The following is a 22,278-nucleotide window of genomic DNA, read 5'->3' as shown; positions in this document are numbered from 1 at the left end:
CAGCACGGCCCGAGGTAATCACAACCTCTGCAACGTTGCAATGGCCTCGTGCTATTTGTCATCCCTGCTGACCTATCCGATTTTTTATCTAATGATATCAGCGGCTCGATCCGAGCTGTATCGTTTTCATCGAACCGTTCGGCCAATAGAACGTTACAAAAAATTCGCATTGGATTGGCCGTGCGGCCATGTGTAGACTCGCGGTCCAGATATTTCATGAACAGCCAAGACGACAGTGACCAAAGCCAGTAACGGCAATCAGCGCGTGACGCTGAAAACCATTGCCGAAATGACGGGGCTGAGCCTCTCGACCGTCTCGCTCTCCTTGCGCGGCGGCACGACGCTCAAGCAAGAGACCCGCGACAAGGTCAACGAAGCCGCGCGCTCGCTCGGCTATGTGCCGGACCGTGCCGGCGTGCGCCTACGCACCGGCAAGACCAATGTCATCGCGCTGGTTCTCGATGGCGCCGAAGACTCCATCGATTTTGCGCGCTCGATGATCCAGGGCATTGGCCACGCCATTCGCGGCACGCGCTATCACCTGACGGTCATCCCCGAATTCGAGCAGCACCCCACCACCGATACGATCGGCTACATCCTCTCCAACCGCACCGCTGATGGCGTCATCATCACCCATACCGGCCCGCGCGACCCGCGCGTGCAGATGATGATCGATGCCGACTTCCCCTTCGTCAGCCATGGGCGCACCGAGTTTTACACGCCGCACGCCTATCACGATTTCAAGTCCGAGGAATTTGCGGCGCTTGCCGTCAGGCGCCTCGTAGACCTCGGACGCAAGGACATCATGCTGGTCATTGGCGATGACAGCACGACCAACTACCAAAACATCGTCACGAGTTTTCGGAAAAACGCCGCCCGCGCCGGCGTCGAGGCGCGCGTACTGGAAGGGACGGCCAAACTGCCTCCCGCGGAGATGCGCCAAGTCGGCTTGAAACTGGCCGCCGCGCCCGACCGGCCGGATGGCATCATTTCAGACAGCGAAATGCGCACCATCGCGCTCGTGGGCGGGCTCACCGAGGGCGGGGTCGTGCTTGGGCGGGAAGTGAGCCTGATTTACAAGCAAACCTCCGGCATTCTGCCGACACTCTTTCCGCAGATGGACAGCATTCGCGAGGACATTTTTGGCGCCGGCGGCGAATTGACCCGTCTCCTCCTCCGCCGCATCGACGGCGCGCCTATCACCGACTTGCAGACGCTTGCCGAACCCCAGCCGCATTGGCGGAGTGACTAGGGCGCCACCGGCCCCGTTGGCACGGCCTTGGTCCGTGCTTCGCCTGCCCGCATCTTGACGGTGTCGGTCAGGGCGTAAGCCAGGCCCACCTGAATGCCGAGGCCCACAATCAGGATAAGCGCGTCAGTCAGCGTGCTCGCCGGCGTCCCGGCCTTCACGGCCTGGAAAAAGAGGCTCAGCGCAGTGCCGGTCGAGAATACCGCGAGCCCCTGTCGCCCCATGACCCGGAGCGGCGAGACCCAGCGCGAGGCCGCAATGGTCTGCATGGCCGGGATCGAGGCGAGCACATAGAACAGACACAGCGCATGCAGCAGCCGCGGCAGCGACAGGAAGGTCTTGTCGAAGGAATGGATGTAGAACGGAAAGCCCGACTTCCAGAGGAAGGTCAGGAAGCCATTGCCCATGGCGCCAACCGGCTTCACCTTCATCCAGAAAATGGTGAGGATCAGAAAACCCAGCGCCAGCAAAAACGCCAAAGGATTGACCGGGAAGAACCGTCGCGAGGTCTTCATGCCGATGCCGGCAAGAAGGCCGATGACGAAGATCAATTGCCAGGAAAGCGGATTGAAGAACCAGCCGCCGGAATTGGGATAGTTCGGGAAATTGAGCCGGAACTGACCGGCGATGGCCCAGACCAAGACCGAGCCGGCGAGCACCCAATAGGGCTTTTTCAACGCCGCCATGATGAGGAACGGCGTGAACAGCAGCAGCGTCAGATAGAGAGGCAGGATGTTGAGATAGCCGAACTGATGGGTCAGCAGCGGAATGCCGATCAGCGTTGGCAGCGGATCGCGCGCCAGTGCCTTCAAATTATTGGTTTCGAGCAGTTCAAAGAGCCCGAAATAGTGTGCCGCTGCGGCAAAGGTGCCGAGGAAAATAAAGGTCAGCGTCAGGTGCACGAAATAGAGCTGGCGCGCCCGCGCCCAGGGCCGGGCGACCGAGAGCCAAAGCGGCGCCTTCTTGAGAATTGAGCCGGAATAGGCCAGCCCCGCGGCGACGCCCGACATGAAGACAAAGGCTTCAGCCGCGTCGGAAAAGCCAAAATTGCGATTGGTGAAATATTCGAAGACCGTGCCCGGCACGTGGTTTATGAAGATCATCACCAGCGCGAGACCGCGGAACATGTCGAGCCGTTCGTCGCGCGCGCCGGGCGGCAACGGAGCCGGCCCCGCCATGATCGATCGCATGAATGGAATTGCCCCCCAAAAGGAAGGCCTAGGCTGGAGCATGGATACCCACTTCGGCAAGACCCGATGTCTTTACCGGGGCGGTCGCACGCCAGCCGGCAAGAATCAAGTCCGCTTCGCGGATAATCGCGCTTGGTGCCCGCTCGCTGGGCACGCTGAAGAGCCAGGAACTGACCGGCGCATCGCCACCGCGCGAGCTCGCCCAGATGACGAGCGGCGCGGCGAGCGCCGGGGCTGCCACGGGCAGAAGCCAGGGCAGATAGGCCAGAGCGAAGAGCGCCATGAAGACGAGCGTTGCCAACGCCGTCACGACGATCCACCAACTGGCAGCAAAGGCTGTTTTCATCGACACAGCCTTGGCATCCCGTTCGGTCGCCGGCCAGCCACCGTCGAACCCGAACAGAATTTGGAAAACGGCGCGGCTCTGGAAAGCGAGCAGCACCGGAGCGATGACGGTCGAAATGACAATCTCGCTTAAAACCGAAGGAATGATGGCCCAGCCGCCAAACCGCGCATTGGTGCCGTCAATGGCGCCGCGCAGGGCAATGGCGAATTTGGGCAGGAGCAGCGTGGTCAGAACACCGATACCGATGAGCCACGGCGTCGCGCCCCAGCGGTCACCGCCACTATCGGGCAAGATGCTGGCCGCAATGCTGGCGATCAGCAGCAGCAGCCAGAGCGGCGAGGCCAAATAGGCCATTATGCCCTGGACGAAAGTGAACCGGCTCCAGAATTTAAGACCGGGCGCCGCAATCAGGCGACGATGCTGCAGGTTGCCCTGGCACCAGCGGCGATCGCGCTTGGCGTATTCGATGAGGTTTTCCGGACCCTGCTCATAGGAGCCGCCGAGTTCAGGGTCGACCTCGACCTTCCAGCCACCACGGGCAAGCAGGGCTGCCTCGACATAGTCGTGGCTAAGGATATGGCCGCCATAAGGTGGCTTGCCAGAAAGCACGGGCAGGCCGCAGCAGGACGCAAAGGCCCGCACGCGCACGATGGCATTGTGCCCCCAATAGGGACCATGTTCACCCTGCAGCATGGCCGAGCCACGCGCGAAATAGCGCGAGAAATAGGCCGAGGAATAAGCCATCATGCGGCCAAAGACCGTGCGCGCCGCGATCACGACCGGCACGGTCTGTAGAAGGCCCATTTCCGGATCGGTATCCATCCGACGCACCATGGCCACCATAGTGTCGGCTTCCATCAGGCTGTCGGCATCGAGGATGATGGCATAGTCATAGGCGCCACCCGAGCGGGCGACGAAATCTTCGATATTGCCGGCCTTGCGCCCGACATTGCGGTCGCGGCGCCGATAAAAGATGCGGCCAGCGGCCTCGGGCTCGACGATCAAGCGCTCGAATTCGCTCGCTTCTTCCGCTGCGACTTCAAGCGAGGTCGAATCGGAGAGAATGACGAAGTGAAACTGCGGTCCGAAGCCGCGCGCCACGATCTGGCGGTTCATCGCCGCGATGCGCGCAAAAGTTTCGACCGGGTCTTCGTTGTAGACCGGGATCAGTACCGCCGTCTTGCCCTCGGGCCGGCCGACATCGCGGCGCGGTTTTGGCGCCGGCGACAGCGCGCCGAGTAGGCCGATCGTACCGCCCCAAACCAGCCAAAAGCCGGTGAGGACCAGGAGGGTGGTTCTTACCCAATCGAGGAAAACCGGACGGTTGCCTCCGATCAGGTCGAGAAAGACCGTGCCTGCGGTCAAGCTCACGGCCGCGGCAAAGCTCAGCGTAAGTAGCCTTAGCCACTCAGCCTGCCCCATCGTGTGCCGATTGCTCATACGTTCACTGTCCTAGCCACGCTGCCATACGAACAGGAAAGCACGCCAAAACGATCCAAATGCGGCAGGACGCTCAAGCGCCTGCTTTGGCATGGACAAGGGTGCATTCGGCAAGCCGTCTAGGGGCTGGAAATTCTGATGCTTCATGCGGGTACTCCACGCCATTGGTAAAGCCAGGCTTCGGTCAGCGGCTCCCCGCCCGATCCGATGCTGGCTCGCAATTCAATTAGGCTCTGCCCCTCGGTCTCGACATCGAGCACCAACCGCCAGAGGCCATTGGCTTCGATCTGAGAAAAGGTCGATCCCACGATCTCGCCGGCCGATGCTGTCGCCTCGACTTCAAAGACCGTATCGGGCGAAAGTTCGGCGAGCCTGCCGCCATCGAAATCGATGACGAATTTTCTCAGGCTTGCGGCGTTTTCGACACCGGAGACACCGCCCTTGCCGATGCGCGTCTCGACCACATGGGCAAGAGCATCATCGTCGCGCGGCATCAGATCGCCCCAGATCAGCCGATAGCCATATTCACGGGCTTCGCCTGCCTTCGGGGGCTCGTTGGGAATCCAGAACGCGCCAATATTGTCATCGGTTTCCGACTTGGCCGGAATTTCGATGAGGCGAACCTGGCCCTGGCCCCAATTGCCTGTCGGCTCGACACGCATCGAGGGGCGGCGTTCATAATGGGCGCCGGCATCCTGGTAGGATTCGAATTCGCGATTGCGCTGGTAAAGCCCAAAGGCGCGAATATTGGCATCCCAGAAGTAGGAATTGCCAAGCTGCTCGTTGTTGTTGAGCTGGCGCCATTGCGGCAGGCCGGCTTCGGGCTCGATGACGAGACCGGAACAATCATGCACCTGCGGCCGGAAATCGTCGAATTCATGCCGGTTGGTTTCGGCAAAGAGGAACATCGAGGTGAGCGGGGCAATGCCCATTTCGGCGATATCGGTGCGGAAATAGAGCCGCGCCGTCACGTCCATGATGGTTTCCTGCTGGCTTTCGCCGGCGGGATGAACGACGAAACGATAGGCGCCGGTGACGCTCTGGCTTTCAAGCGCGGCATAGACCGTCAGCGGGCCCTTCTCGCTTGGACGCTCGATATAGAATTCGCTAAAGCGCGGGAATTCTTCCGGGCCATCGCGCCAGGAATTGATCAGGAGGCCACGCGCGCTCGAGCCGTAGATATTGCCGCGGCCAAGCGCGCGGAAATAGCTCGCGCCCAGAAACGCGACGAGTTCGTCGGCCACATCCGGACGGTTGAGCGGATAGTTGATGCGAAAGCCGGCGATCCCTGGAAACTCGGCGGTCTCCATCTTCTCGCGCTCGGCCTTGTCATCGAAATGATAGATGAAATCGTCCGAGTTGAAGGCGAAGGGATGGGAATCCCCGTCGGTGATCTCGTAGACCGAGACCTTTTCCTTGAAGAGCCAGCCGGGCGGGAAAGCCTGGATCTGGAAACCATGATCATCGCCGAGCCAGCGCGCCTTCTTGGTGTTGAACTGCACCCGGCGGTAGCCGTCATAGTTGAGGCCGGTATAGGCCTCGGAATCGATCAGCTCAGGGCTCTGATAGGGCTGGCCGGCTAGATCGCGCATGCGCGCGGAAAAACTGTCGAAGTCGAACTGGCCCGAAACCGGTTCGAGCGCCATCGCCGCGCCGGTGAGCGACGTCGTGGAAAGCAGGGCAAGTGTCGCCGCGGCGCTGGTCAGAAAAGCGCGGCGCGAAAAGCGATGGGAATGAGCGGTGAGCATTTGTGACGCTTGTTGTTCTTTGCTTTCCATCAATTTCCGGCAACGCCGCCAAGGTGGGAAAGTTGTTGCATGGCGGGCATGCGAATCACGCATACCCAAACGGCTCTCGTTTCCGCCTTCTGGCGGCCTTGTTTCACGCGTTAAAAATGCGTGAACAGCGCCTCGCTAAGGGTCGATTGGGGCGAAAGGCAGGCGATCAAAAAATGAACAAAAATTGATTTGGTTCCACTAAACCGATGAAATTCCTCAAAATCTCAGGACTCTCGGTGTTTTGATCAGCTGTTTTGCTGGCTTTGCGCCGCTTTCGATGCGCCGACTTGCCGCAGATGAAGCCACTATCGCGGTGACTTGCACCTCGGAGCATGGGCTTGTACCTCACGATCAAGACCGACTTGAGGAAGCCAGCCATGAAATCCCGCGCCGCCGTCGCCTTTGCGCCAGGAAAGCCGCTTGAAATCGTCGAGATCGACGTCGCTCCGCCCGAGAAGGGCGAGGTGCTGATCAAAATCACCGATACCGGCGTCTGCCACACCGACGCGTTTACGCTCTCGGGCGACGATCCGGAGGGGCTCTTTCCAGTTGTTCTCGGCCATGAAGGTGCGGGCGTCGTCGTCGAAGTCGGCGAGGGCGTGACCTCGGTGAAGCCCGGCGACCACGTGATTCCGCTTTACACTGCCGAATGCGGCGAATGCCTCTTCTGCAAGTCGGGCAAGACCAATCTCTGCACGTCGGTCCGCGCCACGCAGGGCAAGGGCGTGATGCCCGATGGCACCACGCGCTTTTCCTATAATGGCGAGCCGCTCTACCACTATATGGGCTGCTCGACTTTCTCCGAATACACCGTCGTCGCCGAAGTCTCTCTCGCCAAGATCAATCCTGAGGCGAACCACGAGCACGTCTGCCTTCTCGGCTGCGGTGTCACCACCGGCATCGGCGCTGTTCACAACACGGCCAAGGTGCAGGAAGGCGACACCGTCGCCGTTTTCGGTCTCGGCGGCATCGGCCTTGCCGTCATCCAGGGCGCACGCCAGGCCAAGGCCAGCCGCATCTTTGCCATCGACACCAATCCGGGCAAATTCGATCTCGCCCGCGAGTTTGGCGCCACGGACTGCATCAACCCCAAGGATCACGACAAGCCGATCCAGCAGGTGATCGTCGAAATGACCGGCTGGGGTGTCGACCACTCCTTCGAGTGCATCGGCAATGTCAACGTCATGCGCGCCGCCCTCGAATCCGCCCATCGCGGCTGGGGCCAGTCGATCATCATCGGCGTTGCCGGCGCCGGCCAGGAAATCTCCACCCGCCCCTTCCAGCTTGTCACCGGCCGCAAGTGGATGGGCACCGCCTTCGGCGGCGTCAAGGGCCGCAGCCAGCTTCCCGGCATGGTCGAAGACGCCATGAGTGGCAAGATCGACCTCAAACCCTTCGTCACCCACACGATGGGGCTCGATGAAATCAACCACGCCTTCGATCTCATGCATGAAGGCAAGTCGATCCGCTCGGTGATCAAGTACTGATCACCAACGCCTCTTGACGGGGCGTGGAATGAAAGCAACATCGCGGGCCCGACACTCGAGGCCCGCGATCATGACTGAGGAACGCCGCCCCTTCGTCAGCGCGCGCACCGTCGCCGAGCGCGCCGGCGTTTCCCGCTCCGCCGTTTCCCGCACCTTTACCGATGGCGCCAGCGTTTCCGAGGAAACCCGCCGCAAGGTCCTCGAAGCGGCCGGTGAGCTTGGCTACCACGTCAATCACCTTGCCCGGGGACTGCGCGAACGCAGCAATATCGTCTGCCTCGTCGTCGCCGACATGACGACGCCCATCCGTGCCCGGCTGATCGACGTCTTGACCCGCAAATTGCAGGCCGCCGGCAAGGTGACCATGGTCATCAATACCGGCACGGACGAGCAAAGCGTCGCCTCGGCCATGCGGCAGACCCTCAATTACCGCGCCGATGCGACCGTCTTTCTCTCCGGCACGCCATCGGCAAAGCTCATCGAAACGAGCCTCGCCAATGGCCAGCAGGTCGTCCTCATCAATCGTGACGACCCGCTCACTGGCTGCCACAATCTCGGTGTCGACAATGAAATGGCCGGCCGCGAGGCCTTCTTCCTCCTCCGCCGCGCCGGCTGCACGCGCCTTGCCCTCGTCACTTCTACCGCCCATACCGCAAGCCTGATCGAGCGCGAACGCGTCTTCGTCGCCGTCGCCGAGGCGGCGGGCCTTCCCGTCGCCGTCATGGCCGCCGGCCCCACCACCTATGCCTCGGGCTATGAAAGCGCGCGCCGCCTCTTCGGGCGCTCGGATGGCCCCGATGGCGTTTTCTGCGTTACCGATCTCCTCGCGCTCGGTTTCATGGATGCCGCCCGCCACGAGTTCGGCCTCACCCTCCCCGATCAGCTTTGCCTTGTCGGGTTCGACGATATCGAAGAGGGCGCCTGGGAATCGTATAAGCTCACCACCTTCGCTCAGCCCTTTGCAGAAATGGGCGATCACGTGGTCGACCTTCTGGCTGCACCAGTGCCGGTTATCCCCGGCCGCCGCATTTTTCAGCCCGTCCCGATCTGGCGAAAAAGTATAAGAGCCTCAGCACTCTAAAAAGGGCACTGCACAGACGGAAACACCTTGCACACGTGCGCAGCCTTTCACTGTCATCAAAGCGTTACCCAAGCAAAATATTGAGCACAGCCGAAAGAGATGGAATTGCACTTGTGTGCAAGCATCTTTCGGTGTTGTCTGGTGCTGCAACGATGCACAAGATTGACCCGGCAAAAGATTGGGCTGTCTTCCGCACGCTGCCGCAATGAGGAGGGGAGCCCATGAGTTGGGTGGATGCGAGCTGGCCGCGCATCCGCTGATCGGCCAGCGTGCCGGTTCATGGACTCCGTCGCCAGCGAGAGCGAAGGTTAGCTCGCCCTGAGCTGCCGACACGGGAGAGTATGATGAAACGCCGCCATTTCCTGATTTCCGCCGCCGCTATTTCGGCTGGCGTGACCCTGATGCCCCGCATGACCTTCGCTGCCGAAGGCGTGATCGACGTCTATTTCACTTCGGACCAGAACGTCATCGACTTCTGGACCAATGTGGTAAAACCGAAATTCGAAGCCGCCAATTCCGGCATCACGCTCAATCTCGTAGACGGTGGCGACGGCCCCGGCGTTGCTGCCATCGGCGACCGTGCCCTTGCCGCCCTCGCGAGCGGCGCCGATCCGCAGGCCGATCTTTTCGAAGGCTACGACACCCGCGTCAATGCCGGCGCCATCGACAAAGGCCTTTTCGTCGATTTTTCGACCGCTGGCCTTTCGAACTATTCCAAGATCAATCCGCTTGCCAACGACATCCCGACCCGCCTCCCCTATCGCGGTTCGCAGGTCCTTTTGGCCTATGACACAACCAAGCTCGATCCGGCCAATGTGCCCAAGACCTGGGCTGATCTCGTCACTTGGATCAAGGCCAATCCGGGTCAGTTCATCTACAACCGCCCTAACAAGGGTGGTTCGGGTGGCAATTTCGTCCGTCGCGCCATTTTCGAAGCCAACGGCAACGACCCCAAGAAGTTCACCGTCGACAATTTCACCCCTGAATTTGCCGAAGAAGCCCTGACCCCCGCTTGGGCCATGCTCAACGACCTCGCTCCGTCGCTCTTTGAAAACGGCGCCTACACCTCGGGCAATACCCAGTCGCTGCAGCTCCTCGGCCAGTCGGCTGTCACCATGATCCCGGCCTGGTCCGATCAGGCCCTCTCGGCCATCCAGCAGGGCGTGCTGCCGGAAACCACCGGCCTCGTCCAGCTTCAGGACCTCGGCCTTCCCGGCGGCTTCACTTATATCGCCGTCCTTTCGAACGGCGCCAACAAGGACGCCGCTCTCAAGCTCGCCGACTTCCTCCTCACCGAGGAAATCCAGTCTGCCGTTCTCACCGAGCTCGGCGGCTTCCCCGGCGTCTCCTGGGACTATGTCGCAGCTGACCTGCGTGAACGCTTCGCCGACATCATTCCGGAATCGATCCCGACCTTCCCGGGCGGCAAGTGGGAAACTGCCATCAATGATGGCTGGTACCGCGCCGTTGCACCGAATGTGGACCCTGCCTCGTGACATCGACAGAAGCGGGCGCCCTCGCGCCCGCACCCACCCAACGCAAGAGGCCGATCGGCCTCTTGCTCGTGGCCGTGCCCGTTCTCCTCGTTCTCTGGCTCATCATCTGGCCGATCATTTCGGCGGTGATTCAGACGCTCTGGTTGCCGACGCCCGATGGCGGCCGCACCTTTTCGGCGGAGAGCTACGAGTTCTTCGTCAGCGATCCCTATAGCCGGGCGAACCTCGCCATCACGCTCTGGACCACCGGCGTCTGCGCCGTGCTGCTCCTCGTGATCTGCCTGCCCATCGCGCTTTACCTGCGCTTTTCCAATTCCAAGATCGCTGCCTATGTGCAGGGCCTCGCCATCTTCCCGATGTTCGTGCCCTCCATCATTCTCAGCTTCGCGTTTATCCGCGTGTTGGGACCAAATGGCACCGTCGACCTCCTTCTCAATTCGGTGGGCCTCCCCAAGATCAAATCGCCCTACCTGACGCCCTGGGGTCCGGTAATCGGCCTCGTCTGGGACAATATCCCGCTGACCGTGCTGATCCTGCTTTCGGGCCTCGGCAATGTGTCCAATCAGGCGATCGAAGCCGCGCGCGATGTCGGCGCCGGGCGCTTCGCGCTCCTCTGGCACATCATCCTGCCGCGCATTTCCAATTCCATCCTTGTCGCCATTTCTTTTGCCGTCCTCGGCATCTTCTCGGCCTTCACCCTGCCCTATGTGCTCGGTCCCGCCGCGCCGGAAATGATGGGGCCCTTCATGCAGCGCACCTTCCGCGATCTTTTCGATCCGACCAATGCCATCACCCAGGCCGTGATTACCTTCGGCTTCTGCATCGTCTTCGGGCTCTTCTATGTGCGCTCCGTCGCCAAGAACAGGACGCCGTGACATGAGCACCACAGCTGTGAAAATCAGAGCGCCGATCGACTGGACCGGCATTGTCTTCGCCGTCGTCCTCACCCTCGTCATCGTCGCCCCACTCCTCGTCGTCGGCACCTGGGCCTTCACCAATGTCTGGCGCTTTCCTTCGGTTATCCCGCAGGAATTCGGGCTCAAATTCTGGTACCAGACTCTGGCCCGTGCCGATGTCTGGTCCTCGATCACCATGAGTCTGACGCTCGCGACCACAGTGACGGTGCTCTCCGCCGTCATCTGCCTGCCGGCTGCCTATGCCTTTGCCCGCCTCGACTTTCCCGGCCGCGATATTCTGTTCTTTTCGTTTCTCGCCGGGCACGCCTTCCCAAAGTTCGGGCTTCTTGTCGCCATCGCCGGCATTTTCTTGCAACTGAACCTCATCGGCACATTCTGGGGCGTCGTCCTCATCCAGCTCGTCGGCACGCTGCTGTTCATGATCTGGATCCCAGTCGCCGCTTTCCAGTCGGTTGATCGCAAGATGGAAGAAGCCGCCCGCGACGTCGGCGCCTCACCCTTCCGCGTCTTCTGGTCCATCACCCTACCACAAGCCGGCCCGACCATCGCCGCCGCCATTCTCCTCAGCTTTGTCGGCACCTTCTACGAGACCGAAGGCGCCTGGCTCATCGGTGCCCCGCAAGTCCGCACCCTCCCGGTCCTGATGATCTCCTTCATCAACAACCAGCCCGTCATCCAATACGGCGCCGTGCTCTCAGTCTTACTCTGGGTGCCAAGCTTCATCGCCCTGCTGTTTGCAAGGCGGGTGGTCAATTCGGGTTCGTTTGCCAAGGGGTTCGGTGCTTGAGCATGGCCCAGCACACCCCCTCCCAACCTCCCCCATCAAGGGGGAGGTGTCCGATCCAGTTTGAGGCAGCTTCTCGCCTAAACCACCGTCCCTTCACCTCCCCCTTTGATGGGGGAGGCCGGGAGGGGGTGTGGCCAAACTCACCGTTCTCCAGTCGCGCAGCGACCCTTCCCCGCGACCGCGTGACCTAGGAATAAAAATGTCCGTCCTCACCATCAAAGACGTCACAAAACTCTTCCCCGGCGGCACCAAGGCTGTCGACTCTTTCTCGCTCGAAGTCGCGGACGGCGAACTCGTCTGCCTGCTCGGCCCCTCGGGCTCGGGCAAGTCCACGCTTCTCCGCATGGTCGGGGGTTTTGAAACCCCGACCTCGGGCCTTATCGCCATCGACGGCGAAGACATCACCCGCACCCCGCCGGAAAAGCGTCCGACGGGCATGGTGTTTCAAAGCCACGCGCTCTGGACGCATATGGATGTCGCCAAAAACCTCGCCTTCGGCCTCAAACTCCGTCGCCTCCCGGCAGACGAGATCAAGCGCCGCGTCGAAGCCGTGCTCGAGCTGGTCGGTCTTGGCGGCTATGGCTCGCGCCGCGTCACCCAGCTTTCGGGCGGCCAACAGCAGCGCGTCGCCCTGGCCCGCTCGCTAGTGCTCGAACCAAAAATCCTCCTCCTCGACGAACCCTTCGCCAGCCTTGACCAGCACTTGCGCGAGCGCCTCCGCGAAGAAGTCCGCGACATTCAGCAGCGCGTCGGGATCACGACGCTCTTCGTCACGCACGGACAGGACGAGGCCCTTTCCATGGCCGATCGCATCGTCGTCATGCGCGATGGCCGCACCGAGCAGATCGATCGCCCCGACGTCGTCTATCGCAACCCGCAGACGCCTTTCGTCGCCGGCTTCATCGGCACGATGAATCTCATCGAAGGCACGGTCAGCAACGGCCAGTTCACCCGCGCCGGTTTCTCTCATCGGCTTGCCATCGGCGACGGCCCGGCCACCCTCGCCGTCCGCCCCGAAGCCCTCGATATCGTTCCGGCCGAACCCGGCGCCGGCAAAGTCCATCGCGTCACCGATTACGGCACTCATGGCCTCGTCGATTTCGACCTGCCCGATGGCAAGCGCCTCAAAGCCATGGTCAATCAACCCGGTCAGTTCCAGCACGGTCAAGGCGTCAATCTCATGCCCCGCGCCGTCGCCGCCTATCGCGACGATGTCCAGGTGTTCCGGAGCGCCCCATGAGCGATCCTCTCTATATCGAGCGGGATGGTCACCGCACCTCTATCAAATGGCATCGCGGCCGCCGCAAGCCAACCGATCCGGTCTTCACCGGCAGCCGCATCCTCGAAGCCATGCGCCTTGGGGCCAGTGTCGAGGTCGATCTCGTTATCCACGCCGACCACGGCTGCGCTATCCTTCATAACTTCGCGCTCGATGCCGAAACCACCGGCACGGGCCTCGTCCGCGAAACGCCGGCCTCGGTTCTCCGCGAGCTGAACCTTCGCGGTAATGACGGTCAGCCGATCGCCGACAAGGTCATGCTGCTCGAAGACCTCTGTGCGCTTCTTTCCAAAGAGAAGCCGCACCCCGACGCACTGCTGCAGCTCGATTTCAAGGAAGGCTACGCCGCCCTCACGCCAAGGATCGTCGCCAATTTCGGCGCGAGTGTCGCGCCTGTCGCCGATTACCTTATTCTCTCCGGCGGCGACTTCGATGCTATCGGAATGCTAACGAATTCGGCCCCGAAACTGCGCAGCGGTTACGACCCTTGCTACGGGGAGTCTCTCGCCAAGCTGCAAGCAACCGGCGACTACCAAACCTTCATTTCCGAGGCCCTCGCGACCGCGCCAAACGCGGACATGATCTACCTCGCCTATGACATTGTCCTCGTCGCGGATAAGTCCGGCTTCGATATCGTCGCGCCCATCCACGCGGCCGGCAAGCGCATCGACGCCTGGACCATACGCCAGGTCGATTCCTCAACCATTCCGCTGATCGAGCGCCTTCTCGCGCTCAAAGTCGATCAGATCACGACGGACGATCCGGAGGGGCTCGCAGCAGCCTTTGCCTCATGAGCCAAGACTACTCAAAGATTCTCGCCGACATGGTCGCCACCGCCCGCGAAGCCGGCGCGCTGACCCTTGAGCATTTCGCGCGCTTTCGCGATCTCGAAATCGGCGTCAAAGGCCCGGGCGACTTCGTCTCCGACGCCGATCGCGACTCCGAAACCCTGATCCGCGACCGCCTGCTTTCCGCCTATCCCTGGGGCCTGACAGGCGAAGAATTCGCGCCGGCCGAACGTGATGACGAAACCCATCGCTGGCTCGTCGATCCAATCGACGGCACGACCAATTTCCTTAACGGCCAGCACTATACGATCACCATTGCTCTCCGCCGGGGCAACGAAACCATGTGTGGCCTCATCTACAATCCCGTCTCCGACGAGATGTTCACCGCGCTCAAGGGTGGTGGCGCCTTTCTCAATGGCGAACGGCTTCATGTCAGCCGCTCGACCGATGTCGCCATGATGTGCATCGGCACTGGCTTGCCCACGCCAAACCTGCAACTTTATCCCGGCGCCTATGCCCGGCTCGACGCCATTCGCGCCCCGACCGGCGCCGTCCGCATCGTCGGCAGCGCCGCCAATTCCTGCGCCTATGTCGCCTGCGGCCGCCTCACCGGCTATTTTGAGGAAACCGGCTTCGTCGACACCGCCGCCGGGATTCTGCTCGTCGAAGAGGCCGGCGGCATCGTCACCGACTGGTGGGGCCGCGGCCCGGAAGTCTTTGAAAAGACCGGCACCCTGATCGTCGCCAATGCCGCGACCCACGCTTTCCTCATGGATCAGCTCAAGGACGTCCCGCGGAAAGATCCCAAACCGTAACGAGATATCCTCGCCCCGGCGCATCACGATTTCTGCGCTCCGTCCCGACTTATTCCCGGCCCTCAAACCTTGTGGCATTCTCATCGCCAACAAGGGCTGAGGATTTGAACCCCAAATGAGTTGGGATGCGCTGACACTTTGGGACGCGACGCGGATAAAACCGCTCACCGGCGGCTCGTCCAACGATGTGTGGAGCGTCGATATCGGCGGCACAATCGCGGTCGCGCGCCTGGGCAAGCGAAGCGATGACGATCTCGCCTGGGAGGCCGCGCTGCTGCAGCACCTCGATCGCGCCGGCCTGACCGTGCCGGTACCGATCCCAACAAAAGATGGCCGCCCGTTCGCGCATGGGCTGATGGTGATGACCTTTATCGAGGGCGGACCACCGGCCGATGCCAGCGATTGGCGGCGCGTGGCCGAGACGTTGCGCGCGCTTCATCGACTGACGGCAGATTGGCCTCAGCGCCCGGGCTGGAAGGCGTCGCTCGAATTATTGCGCGCCAATCACGGCACCCGCATCGATCTCACCGCCATGCCGGACGAAGCCGTCAAACGCTGCCGCGCGGCTTGGGCCCGTCTTGCGGGGCACGAAATGTGCGTCGTCCACGGCAATCCCAACAACCCGGCCAATATCCTCATGACAGGCGATCGGGTCGGCCTTGTCGATTGGGATGAAGCCCATGTCGATGTGCCCCTCCTCGATCTCGTCCTGCCGTTTAATGGCGGCGCGTTGGAGGGCGCCGAGGGTGATGCCGCGGCCCAAGCCTCTGCCGCATGGGAGGCTGCCGTCTGCTGGAAGGATGATTATGCCGAGAATAGGCTGGCCGAAGTGCGTGCCGTGTCAGCCTCTAGAGATTAATTCAAATCCCCTTGTCGCTGAACATTTTTTGGCCCAGACAGCGCGCAGAATGCCGTCATGCCCTTGATGGTGAAACTTCAATGTCCGTAGCGTCAGGACAAGACCATGCCAACATCCCTTACACCTGATTATCGTCAGGTGGCCGCCGATCCCAACCGTCTCGATGCCCTCGAGCGGCTTGGCATTTTGGACACGCCGGGAGAAATGGTCTTTGACCGCGTTGCGGCCTTGATCAAGCTGATCTTCGGGGTCGAAATCGGCATCGTGTCGATGATTGATGCCCATCGCCAGTGGTACAAGGCCGTCGATGGCCTTGAGAATACCGAAGTCTCTCTCGACAGCACGTTTTGCAAGGATACGCTGCAACTGGGCCGGCCGCTGATCGTGCCCGATGCCAGTCAGGACGAGCGCTTTTTCGACAATGCGCATGTCACGGGCGGGCCCAAAGTGCGCTTCTATGCCAGTGCGCCAATCATGACAGGCGACGGCCTGACCATCGGCACCGTGTGCGCGATCGACGGCACCGCCCGCGAGTTCAGCGAACGCGACACCGCCATCCTTACCCATCTTGCAGCCATCGTCATGCACGAGCTGGAGCTGCAACAGGAGGCATCGACGGACGTGCTTACAGGCGCGAGAAGCCGGCGTGCCTTCCAGGATGAGGCGGTCAAACATCTCGCCCTCGCTATCCGTTATGCGGCGCCGCTTAGTTGCATCGCCTTCGATATCGACCACTTCAAGCAGGTGAACGACACCTATGGCCATGCGGCAGGCGATCGTGTGCTGGCGTCGGTCGCAAAGGCCCTCAAGGACGGGTTGCGTGAGAGCGATCTCGTCGGTCGCGTCGGCGGGGAAGAGTTCGCGATTATCCTCCCCCGCACCGAGCACAAGGCGGCGATGGCGACCGCCGAAAAACTCCGGGCCATCGTTAAAGCGCTTGATTTTCCTGGAACATTCCCGCCCATTGCAGTCACTGCATCCTTCGGCGTCTCGACCATCGGCGAGGGCGACGATCTCGATACGCTGCTCGAACGCGCGGATCAGATGCTCTATGTCGCCAAGCGCTCCGGCCGCAACCAGGTGTGCGGGTCGGACGCGCCGACCGAACCACCAAAGCCCAACCGGCGCCGCGTGCTCAAAGCCGGCCAGGTCATCTTCGATGGCGGCAGATCGACATACGATTGCACCATCCGATCGCTCTGGGATGGCGGCGCCGAGTTTGCCGTCTCCCTGCCGATGATCATCCCCGACGAATTCGAATTGGTAATCAAGGGCACGGCGGAGCGTCATGCCTGCACGCTGTCCAAACGCTCCGCAACAAGCCTTGAGGCCACTTTCGCAGCCTGAGCTCAGGCGACCTTGCTTGCCCCCGTCGCTGGTCGGAGGAGGCGCGGAAACCTATGCCGCTCGGCAAGCAATTCGAGAATGCGCTCGGTGTCGGAAACAAAATGCAGACCGTCGCGCACGCGCGCATCACCGGGTGAATTATCGCCGAGGATCAAGAGCGGAAGGCCTTGGTTTGCCTCGCCGACCAAGGCCACGACCTCCTGTCGTGGTCGGGGAAATGCTACCCGGACCACCTCGATATCAAGCGATAGCTGCGGAAAACTGGCGAGCAGCCCTTCAATCTGATTGCAGAACGGACAGACGAAAGGTCCATCGTCCCGGCCCGTAACCTCAAAGCCGGGATCGATCAGAAAAAGCCGGTCATGCGCCATGGTGAACTCCACTCTGGTTGAGAGCATGGGGCGGCCGGCTCTCGCACGGCCGTCGTTTTGATGCGTCAGGTCTTGGGCAGGCCCGGAGGATTGGTCTGGGATTGTTCCACCGCCTCAGCGCTGATGTTCCAGCGTTCGAGGGTCTTGCCGTAAAGGCCGTTCTCGATCAGGCCATTGATCGCGATGGTCACGGCCTCTGCCAGACCGGACCCTTTGCGCGTCGTTGCCGCGATCTCAGCCTTTGCCGGCCAGCCACCGCTTTGCACGCCGACGAGGCGCGTATCGCCGCTCACGGCCGAGGAATAGGACAGCGTTGGGTTGGGGTTGAACTCGACATCGGCACGGCCCGATTGCAAGGCAAGCGTACTGGCCGCGGAGTCGTCGTAGTACTGGATTTCAACCGGTGCGAGGCCCGCTTCCTGGTTGAGGCGATCCCATTCGAGGATGATCTTTTCCTGATTAGTCCCGGCGCCGGTGACGACTTTCAGCCCCGCGACATCCTTGGGCTCGGTGATTGATTGGATGGGGCTATCGTTGCGGACATAAAAGCCTACGACGTCCTGGCGGTAGCTCGAAAAGTCGAACTTTTCCTTGCGCTCTTCGGTGACCGTGACGTTGGAAATCACCGCATCATACTTGCCCGAAGTGACCCCGAGCGGCCAATCGGCCCAGGCGGTGGCGACGAGATTGAGCTCGAGGCCTAGGGAGTCGGCGATTAGCGATGCGAGGTCCGGGTCGGCACCTACTACCGTTTGGCCGTCCGTCGCATAGGTGGCGATCGGTGGGTCCCAAGGCGAAACCGCGACGGTAAACTTGCCTTCGGCAGCAAATTTGAAATCAGCCGGAATCGCCGCAATGGCTTCCTGGTTGGGTTCGGCCTTGAGGCGGGCCGGCTGCTCCGGGCTCAGATCGAACTCGGCCGCGTGCACGGCAGTCGCAAGCGCCAGAATGGCAAAGCCGGCAAGAAGAGTAGTTTTCATGATTTCATCCAGATGTCGGAAAAAGTGCGCTTAAGGGAGGGCTTGGCGTCGCGCGGGCGCCGGAGCCAAAGTCATTCGGCCGCGAGCGCGGGCTGGGGTTTTGCGCGCCAACCAAGGGCCGGCGCGATGCGGGTGATCGTGTCCGAGAGGATCTGCTCGTATTCCTCGCGCTTGAACTCATAGGGAAGTTCGAGGCGCAGCTCCGAGACGAGCGGCAGCACCGGATCATCGAGCAGCCATTCGACGATCTGCTCGGCAGGTCCGACGAGATCGCGCGGAAAAAGCGTGCGGCGTTCGCCCTGTGGCTTCAGCGTGCGATCGAAACGCGACGCTGCAAATGCCTCATAACGCGCGATACGCGAAGGTGGCGCCGAGTCCGTCGGGACGATGACGCGGCCAAGGGCAACGCGCCCAGACCGCCCGCCTAAAGCCTCGCGCCAGGTGTTGATCAGATTGACCTGGGCCAGATGGAAATCATCCGTTCCTTCGCCGGAAATGACATTGCCGGTGAGGAGGTTAAAGCCATTCTCGCCCGCCCATCGCGCCGACCGCAGCGAGCCGCCGCCATACCAGAGACGATCGACCAGCCCCTCCGCATGCGGCTGGAGGCGTGGGCGCTGCGGGCCAAAAGGCGTTGCCACGAAGGTCTCTTCGTCCCCGAGATAATCACCGCGCAGATTGTCGCGAAACCGCTGGATCCGCGCATGGCTCAGGTCATGCTGGCGCCAGTCGCCGTCATGGATCAGGTGCGCGATCAGATGGCTATGCGGTGGCACGCCGGCACTGAGGCCGACATTGAGCCGACCGCCCGAGAGCACATCGACCATTGAGAGGTCCTCGGCGAGCCGGAATGGGCTTTCATAGCCGATCTGGATCACGGCTGACCCCAGTTGGATAGTGCTGGTGCGCTGGCTGGCGGCCGCAAGAAACACGGCAGCAGAGCCGATGCCTGGCTCGAGGTGGCGCTGGCGTACCCAGGCGCTGTCAAAGCCGAGCTGCTCGCCCTGAGCGATGACCTCGAGCGTATCCTCGATGCCGGCAGAGGGCACGGCATTGTCGAAATTGCCAGGAATGAGGAAGCCAATCTCTTTGATGTGCGCGGTCATGGTCTGTCTCGAGAAGGAGGGGGCGCGGGCGGAACAGGGAAGGAGGGAAGCCACCGCCCGCGCGAGGGACCGATCGTCGTTGGATCGACCGGCCCCTAAACTAGTCAGGGTTTTGGCAGGCCCGGTGGATTGGTCTGAGATTGCTCGACGCCTTCGGGCGTCAGGTTCCATTGCTCGAGGAGCTTGGCGTAAGTACCGGTCTCGATGAGGTGGTTGATGGCGGCGGTGAAGGGTTTGGCAAGGCCGCTGTCCTTGCGGGTCGTCACGCCTACCTCGGCTGGATTGGGCCAGCCGGAGCTGATCGTGCCGACCAGTTTCGTATTGCCGGTCAGCGCCGCCTTATAGGCCAGCGGGCCATTGGGGTTGAGTTCGACATCGGCGCGACCGGAAGCGATGGCGAGGTCAGAGGCGGCATCGTCGTCGTAGTATTGGATCTCGACCGGTGCGAGCCCAGCTTCCTGATTGATCCGATCCCATTCGAGCGTGATGCGCTCCTGGTTGGTGCCTGAAGCGGTAATGATCCGGAGGCCCGCGATATCCTTGGGCTCCTTGATCGAGGTGATTGGGCTATCCGCCTTGACGTAAAAACCGTGCACGCCCTTGCGATAGGTTGAGAAGTCGAATTTCTCCTTGCGCTCCTCAGTCACACCGACATTGGAAATGACGGCGTCATATTTGCTGCTGCTGAGACCCAGCGGCCAATCGATCCAGGCAATCGGGACGATCTCGACCTCAAGGCCGAGCACCTCGCCTACAAGCCTTCCGAGGTCGGGATCGAACCCGACCACCGTCGCGCCATCGGTGGCATAGGCCGAAATCGGCGGGGCGCCGGCGGCGATGGCGATGCTGAGAACGCCATCCTTGGCATAATCGAAATCGGCCGGCAGGAGCGCTGCGATCGCGTCGACCTTTTCGGCATGGAGCCGACTTGGCGGATTGGGGCTGAGATCAAAGGCCTGAGCGAAGACGGCGGCTGGTGCGGCGGCAAGAAGAAGCGCCGTGGCGCCGATAAGGAATGAACGTCTGAGAAGCATGATAAAACCGGGGTTGAGATCTGGACGTGCGCCATCCTGCCGCTGACCGGCATGGAAAGAGGGAGGAGGGCGCAGAGTTGGGAGTGGCTAGAGAACCTTGGCGAGGAACTCGCGAGTTCGGCTGTGCGAGGGCGCGCTGAAGAGGCGTTCCGGCGGCGCGATTTCTAGGATCCGTCCGTTTTCCATGAAGACGATGCGGTCGGCGACTTCGCGGGCGAAGCCGATTTCATGGGTGACGATCACGAGCGTCGTGCCGGATTTAGCCAATTCCTTGATCACGTCGAGCACTTCGCCGACGAGCTCTGGATCAAGCGCCGATGTCGGTTCATCAAAGAGCAGAACTTTTGGCCGTAGCGCCAGCGCGCGAGCAATCGCAACGCGCTGCTGCTGGCCGCCAGAGAGATGACGGGGATAGGCATCAGCCTTATCGGCAAGCCCGACCCGCGCGAGGAGATCCCTGCCCTGCGCCAGGGCTTCGTCCTTTGGAACGCCGGCCACCGACACAGGCGCTTCGATGATGTTTTCCAGCGCCGTGAGATGAGGGAAAAGATTGAAGTTCTGGAACACCATGCCGACACCGGCGCGGCGGCGGCGAATGGCGGGCTCCTTGAGTTCATAGAGCGTGTCGGCGCGTCGTTCGTAGCCGATGAGCTCGCCATCGATGGCGACGATACCGGCATCGACGCGCTCCAGATGATTGATGGTGCGCAGAAGTGTCGATTTGCCGGCGCCCGATGGGCCGATAATGGCCACCACCTCGCCGGAGTGTACGGTCAGATCGATCTTATCGAGCACTTTGAGCGCGCCGAAGGACTTGTTGACGCCGTGGATCGACACTTCGCCACCGATACGGCCGCTTTCGAAACCGGCAAGCGGCTTGCGATCGACGACCACTGACATGGGCGCGACGGGTGCTGCATCCGGCGCCTTGCGGCCAATAGCGCGGAAGAAGCGATCGACCAGCGGCGGCAGAGCTTCGCGCTTGGCGCCGCGCGAATAGTATTGCTCGACGAGATACTGGAAGCCCGAGAGCACGACCATGATCACGAGGTACCAGACGGTTGCGACCATCAGGAGCGGGATGACCTCGAGATTGCGGCGATAAATCACCTGCACAGTGTAAAACAGCTCGGGCAGCGCCAGCACATAGACGATGGACGTTGCCTTGGCCAAGCCGATGATTTCATTGAAGCCCGATGGCAGGATGGCGCGCATGGCCTGCGGCAGGACGATATGCACTGCCTGGCGCCAACTGCTGAGGCCAAGAGCGGCAGCGGCTTCGTGCTGACCCTGATCGACAGAGAGAATACCGCCGCGGATAATCTCGGACGAGAACGCAGCTTGGTTGAGGCTGAGGCCGATAATCGCGACGGCGAAGGGGCTCAGCGTCTGAACGGTATCGAACTGGGCCCAGAGGATATCGGTGAACGGCACGCCAAGATTGATGCTGGCGTAGAGATAGCCAAGATTGTTGAGTACGAGCAGCAGCACAATCAGCGGGATCGAGCGCAGGAGCCAGATATAGCCCCAGGAAAGCCTCGACAGCAGCGGCGACTTTGATACCCGGGCGAAAGCCAGAAGGCCGCCAAGGATAAAGCCGATGACGGCGGCAATGCCAGTAAGCATCAGGGTTCGCCCGAGGCCTGAAAGCACTGGGGCGGAGAAGAAATATTCCGCGAAGACCGGCCAACCCCAGCGCTCGTTGGTGAACACCGAGTGGAGCGTGATGAGGATGACGGCAGCCGCAAAAATGGTTCCGGCGACGCGCCAGGGATGACGTGCCTCGACCACTTTGAGGCGGTGAAGGTCTTGCGGCGCGGTGCGCTTGGGGGCGCTCTCCAAACCGATGTCAGTAACCGAAGCCATGGCCATACCTTTAATCTACAGAATTAGTAGATATTAGTTTGAGAGTGGTGGCGTTGAGAAGC

Annotated in this window: 20 protein-coding genes; 12 read left to right on the top strand and 8 right to left on the bottom strand. The window is 61.5% G+C overall.

Annotated features, from left to right (window positions below):
* Positions 1-235 precede the first annotated feature (235 nt).
* On the top strand, positions 236-1,252 hold the full coding sequence (locus ASG47_RS18160) for a LacI family transcriptional regulator (protein ID WP_061911653.1): 1,017 nt from the start codon (positions 236-238) through the stop codon (positions 1,250-1,252).
* Here ASG47_RS18160 and ASG47_RS18155 read toward each other — a convergent pair.
* From ASG47_RS18155 to ASG47_RS18145, 3 genes are all read right to left on the bottom strand, one after another.
* Positions 1,249-2,439: an OpgC family protein gene (locus tag ASG47_RS18155; RefSeq protein ID WP_200940973.1), complete on the bottom strand. Its 1,191-nt coding sequence runs from the start codon at positions 2,437-2,439 to the stop codon at positions 1,249-1,251. The genes ASG47_RS18160 and ASG47_RS18155 overlap by 4 nt on opposite strands.
* Positions 2,440-2,467: 28 nt before the next feature.
* Positions 2,468-4,225: a glucans biosynthesis glucosyltransferase MdoH gene (gene mdoH, locus ASG47_RS18150; RefSeq protein ID WP_200940971.1), complete on the bottom strand. Its 1,758-nt coding sequence runs from the start codon at positions 4,223-4,225 to the stop codon at positions 2,468-2,470.
* 143 nt (positions 4,226-4,368) lie between these two features.
* Positions 4,369-5,973 carry a glucan biosynthesis protein gene (locus tag ASG47_RS18145; RefSeq protein WP_061911651.1) on the bottom strand — a complete coding sequence of 535 codons (1,605 nt, stop codon included), beginning with the start codon at positions 5,971-5,973 and terminating at the stop codon, positions 4,369-4,371.
* Positions 5,974-5,975: 2 nt separating this feature from the next.
* On the opposite strand from ASG47_RS18145, the gene ASG47_RS20895 reads away from it, so the two are divergent.
* The 11 genes from ASG47_RS20895 to ASG47_RS18090 all read left to right on the top strand — a co-directional run bounded on the left by ASG47_RS20895 (position 5,976) and on the right by ASG47_RS18090 (position 16,859).
* Positions 5,976-6,191: a hypothetical protein gene (locus tag ASG47_RS20895; RefSeq protein ID WP_162236016.1), complete on the top strand. Its 216-nt coding sequence runs from the start codon at positions 5,976-5,978 to the stop codon at positions 6,189-6,191.
* A 189-nt stretch (positions 6,192-6,380) separates the two neighbouring features.
* Entirely contained in the window at positions 6,381-7,490 is a 1,110-nt protein-coding gene (locus ASG47_RS18135) for an S-(hydroxymethyl)glutathione dehydrogenase/class III alcohol dehydrogenase (RefSeq protein WP_061911649.1), read from the top strand.
* A gap of 70 nt (positions 7,491-7,560) precedes the next feature.
* A complete protein-coding gene (locus ASG47_RS18130; RefSeq protein ID WP_061911648.1) occupies positions 7,561-8,571 on the top strand; it encodes a substrate-binding domain-containing protein in 1,011 nt (336 codons plus the stop codon).
* Positions 8,572-8,915: 344 nt separating this feature from the next.
* Positions 8,916-10,067, top strand: coding sequence for an extracellular solute-binding protein (locus ASG47_RS18125; protein WP_061911647.1), 1,152 nt, complete (start codon positions 8,916-8,918; stop codon positions 10,065-10,067).
* Positions 10,064-10,942: an ABC transporter permease gene (locus ASG47_RS18120; RefSeq protein WP_061911646.1), complete on the top strand. Its 879-nt coding sequence runs from the start codon at positions 10,064-10,066 to the stop codon at positions 10,940-10,942. Before ASG47_RS18125 ends, ASG47_RS18120 begins: the two co-directional genes overlap by 4 nt.
* 1 nt (position 10,943) lies before the next feature.
* Positions 10,944-11,771: an ABC transporter permease gene (locus tag ASG47_RS18115; protein WP_061911645.1), complete on the top strand. Its 828-nt coding sequence runs from the start codon at positions 10,944-10,946 to the stop codon at positions 11,769-11,771.
* 199 nt (positions 11,772-11,970) lie between these two features.
* Positions 11,971-13,011: an ABC transporter ATP-binding protein gene (locus ASG47_RS18110; RefSeq protein WP_061911644.1), complete on the top strand. Its 1,041-nt coding sequence runs from the start codon at positions 11,971-11,973 to the stop codon at positions 13,009-13,011.
* The gene (locus ASG47_RS18105) at positions 13,008-13,844 is read left to right on the top strand and encodes a glycerophosphodiester phosphodiesterase (protein WP_061911643.1); all 837 of its coding nucleotides are present in this window, start codon (positions 13,008-13,010) and stop codon (positions 13,842-13,844) included. The genes ASG47_RS18110 and ASG47_RS18105 overlap by 4 nt, the downstream gene beginning before the upstream one ends.
* Positions 13,841-14,653: an inositol monophosphatase family protein gene (locus ASG47_RS18100; RefSeq protein ID WP_061911642.1), complete on the top strand. Its 813-nt coding sequence runs from the start codon at positions 13,841-13,843 to the stop codon at positions 14,651-14,653. Before ASG47_RS18105 ends, ASG47_RS18100 begins: the two co-directional genes overlap by 4 nt.
* A 115-nt stretch (positions 14,654-14,768) precedes the next feature.
* Positions 14,769-15,512, top strand: a complete 744-nt coding sequence (locus tag ASG47_RS18095) for a phosphotransferase enzyme family protein (protein ID WP_061911641.1) — start codon at positions 14,769-14,771, stop codon at positions 15,510-15,512.
* Between the two features lie 105 nt (positions 15,513-15,617).
* A complete protein-coding gene (locus ASG47_RS18090; RefSeq protein ID WP_061911640.1) occupies positions 15,618-16,859 on the top strand; it encodes a GGDEF domain-containing protein in 1,242 nt (413 codons plus the stop codon).
* 2 nt (positions 16,860-16,861) lie between these two features.
* Here the strand turns inward: ASG47_RS18090 and ASG47_RS18085 are convergent, their stop codons facing one another.
* The 5 genes from ASG47_RS18085 to ASG47_RS21225 form a co-directional block, all read right to left on the bottom strand.
* Positions 16,862-17,230, bottom strand: a complete 369-nt coding sequence (locus ASG47_RS18085; protein ID WP_061911787.1) for a DUF3088 domain-containing protein — start codon at positions 17,228-17,230, stop codon at positions 16,862-16,864.
* A gap of 65 nt (positions 17,231-17,295) precedes the next feature.
* The gene (locus ASG47_RS18080) at positions 17,296-18,210 is read right to left on the bottom strand and encodes an ABC transporter substrate-binding protein (protein ID WP_061911639.1); all 915 of its coding nucleotides are present in this window, start codon (positions 18,208-18,210) and stop codon (positions 17,296-17,298) included.
* Positions 18,211-18,281: 71 nt separating this feature from the next.
* Positions 18,282-19,316 (bottom strand): LLM class flavin-dependent oxidoreductase, encoded by a 1,035-nt coding sequence (locus tag ASG47_RS18075; RefSeq protein WP_061911638.1) that lies wholly within the window; start codon positions 19,314-19,316, stop codon positions 18,282-18,284.
* Between the two features lie 104 nt (positions 19,317-19,420).
* Positions 19,421-20,350 (bottom strand): ABC transporter substrate-binding protein, encoded by a 930-nt coding sequence (locus ASG47_RS18070; protein ID WP_082511839.1) that lies wholly within the window; start codon positions 20,348-20,350, stop codon positions 19,421-19,423.
* Positions 20,351-20,437: 87 nt separating this feature from the next.
* Complete coding sequence (locus ASG47_RS21225; RefSeq protein ID WP_082511857.1) at positions 20,438-22,216, bottom strand: amino acid ABC transporter permease/ATP-binding protein; 1,779 nt, start codon at positions 22,214-22,216, stop codon at positions 20,438-20,440.
* Positions 22,217-22,278: the final 62 nt, after the last annotated feature.

The sequence above is a fragment of the Devosia sp. Leaf420 genome, assembly GCF_001425445.1.
In the GTDB taxonomy this organism is placed as follows: domain Bacteria; phylum Pseudomonadota; class Alphaproteobacteria; order Rhizobiales; family Devosiaceae; genus Devosia.
Note: the sequence above shows the minus strand (reverse complement) of the source record. Positions and strands in the feature narration are given on the sequence as shown.

Excerpts from the sequence above, each read along its gene's own strand:
- ASG47_RS18105 (WP_061911643.1), top strand. The coding sequence starts at position 13,008 with ATGAGCGATCCTCTCTATATCGAGCGGGATGGTCACCGCACCTCTATC.
- ASG47_RS18100 (WP_061911642.1), top strand. The coding sequence starts at position 13,841 with ATGAGCCAAGACTACTCAAAGATTCTCGCCGACATGGTCGCCACCGCC.
- ASG47_RS18110 (WP_061911644.1), top strand. The coding sequence starts at position 11,971 with ATGTCCGTCCTCACCATCAAAGACGTCACAAAACTCTTCCCCGGCGGC.
- ASG47_RS18145 (WP_061911651.1), bottom strand. The coding sequence starts at position 5,973 with ATGCTCACCGCTCATTCCCATCGCTTTTCGCGCCGCGCTTTTCTGACC.
- ASG47_RS18135 (WP_061911649.1), top strand. The coding sequence starts at position 6,381 with ATGAAATCCCGCGCCGCCGTCGCCTTTGCGCCAGGAAAGCCGCTTGAA.
- ASG47_RS18085 (WP_061911787.1), bottom strand. The coding sequence starts at position 17,230 with ATGGCGCATGACCGGCTTTTTCTGATCGATCCCGGCTTTGAGGTTACG.
- ASG47_RS18115 (WP_061911645.1), top strand. The coding sequence starts at position 10,944 with ATGAGCACCACAGCTGTGAAAATCAGAGCGCCGATCGACTGGACCGGC.
- mdoH (WP_200940971.1), bottom strand. The coding sequence starts at position 4,225 with ATGAGCAATCGGCACACGATGGGGCAGGCTGAGTGGCTAAGGCTACTT.
- ASG47_RS21225 (WP_082511857.1), bottom strand. The coding sequence starts at position 22,216 with ATGGCTTCGGTTACTGACATCGGTTTGGAGAGCGCCCCCAAGCGCACC.
- ASG47_RS18075 (WP_061911638.1), bottom strand. The coding sequence starts at position 19,316 with ATGACCGCGCACATCAAAGAGATTGGCTTCCTCATTCCTGGCAATTTC.
- ASG47_RS18095 (WP_061911641.1), top strand. The coding sequence starts at position 14,769 with ATGAGTTGGGATGCGCTGACACTTTGGGACGCGACGCGGATAAAACCG.
- ASG47_RS18130 (WP_061911648.1), top strand. The coding sequence starts at position 7,561 with ATGACTGAGGAACGCCGCCCCTTCGTCAGCGCGCGCACCGTCGCCGAG.
- ASG47_RS18080 (WP_061911639.1), bottom strand. The coding sequence starts at position 18,210 with ATGAAAACTACTCTTCTTGCCGGCTTTGCCATTCTGGCGCTTGCGACT.
- ASG47_RS18155 (WP_200940973.1), bottom strand. The coding sequence starts at position 2,439 with ATGCGATCGATCATGGCGGGGCCGGCTCCGTTGCCGCCCGGCGCGCGC.
- ASG47_RS18090 (WP_061911640.1), top strand. The coding sequence starts at position 15,618 with ATGCCAACATCCCTTACACCTGATTATCGTCAGGTGGCCGCCGATCCC.
- ASG47_RS18070 (WP_082511839.1), bottom strand. The coding sequence starts at position 20,350 with ATGCTTCTCAGACGTTCATTCCTTATCGGCGCCACGGCGCTTCTTCTT.
- ASG47_RS18125 (WP_061911647.1), top strand. The coding sequence starts at position 8,916 with ATGAAACGCCGCCATTTCCTGATTTCCGCCGCCGCTATTTCGGCTGGC.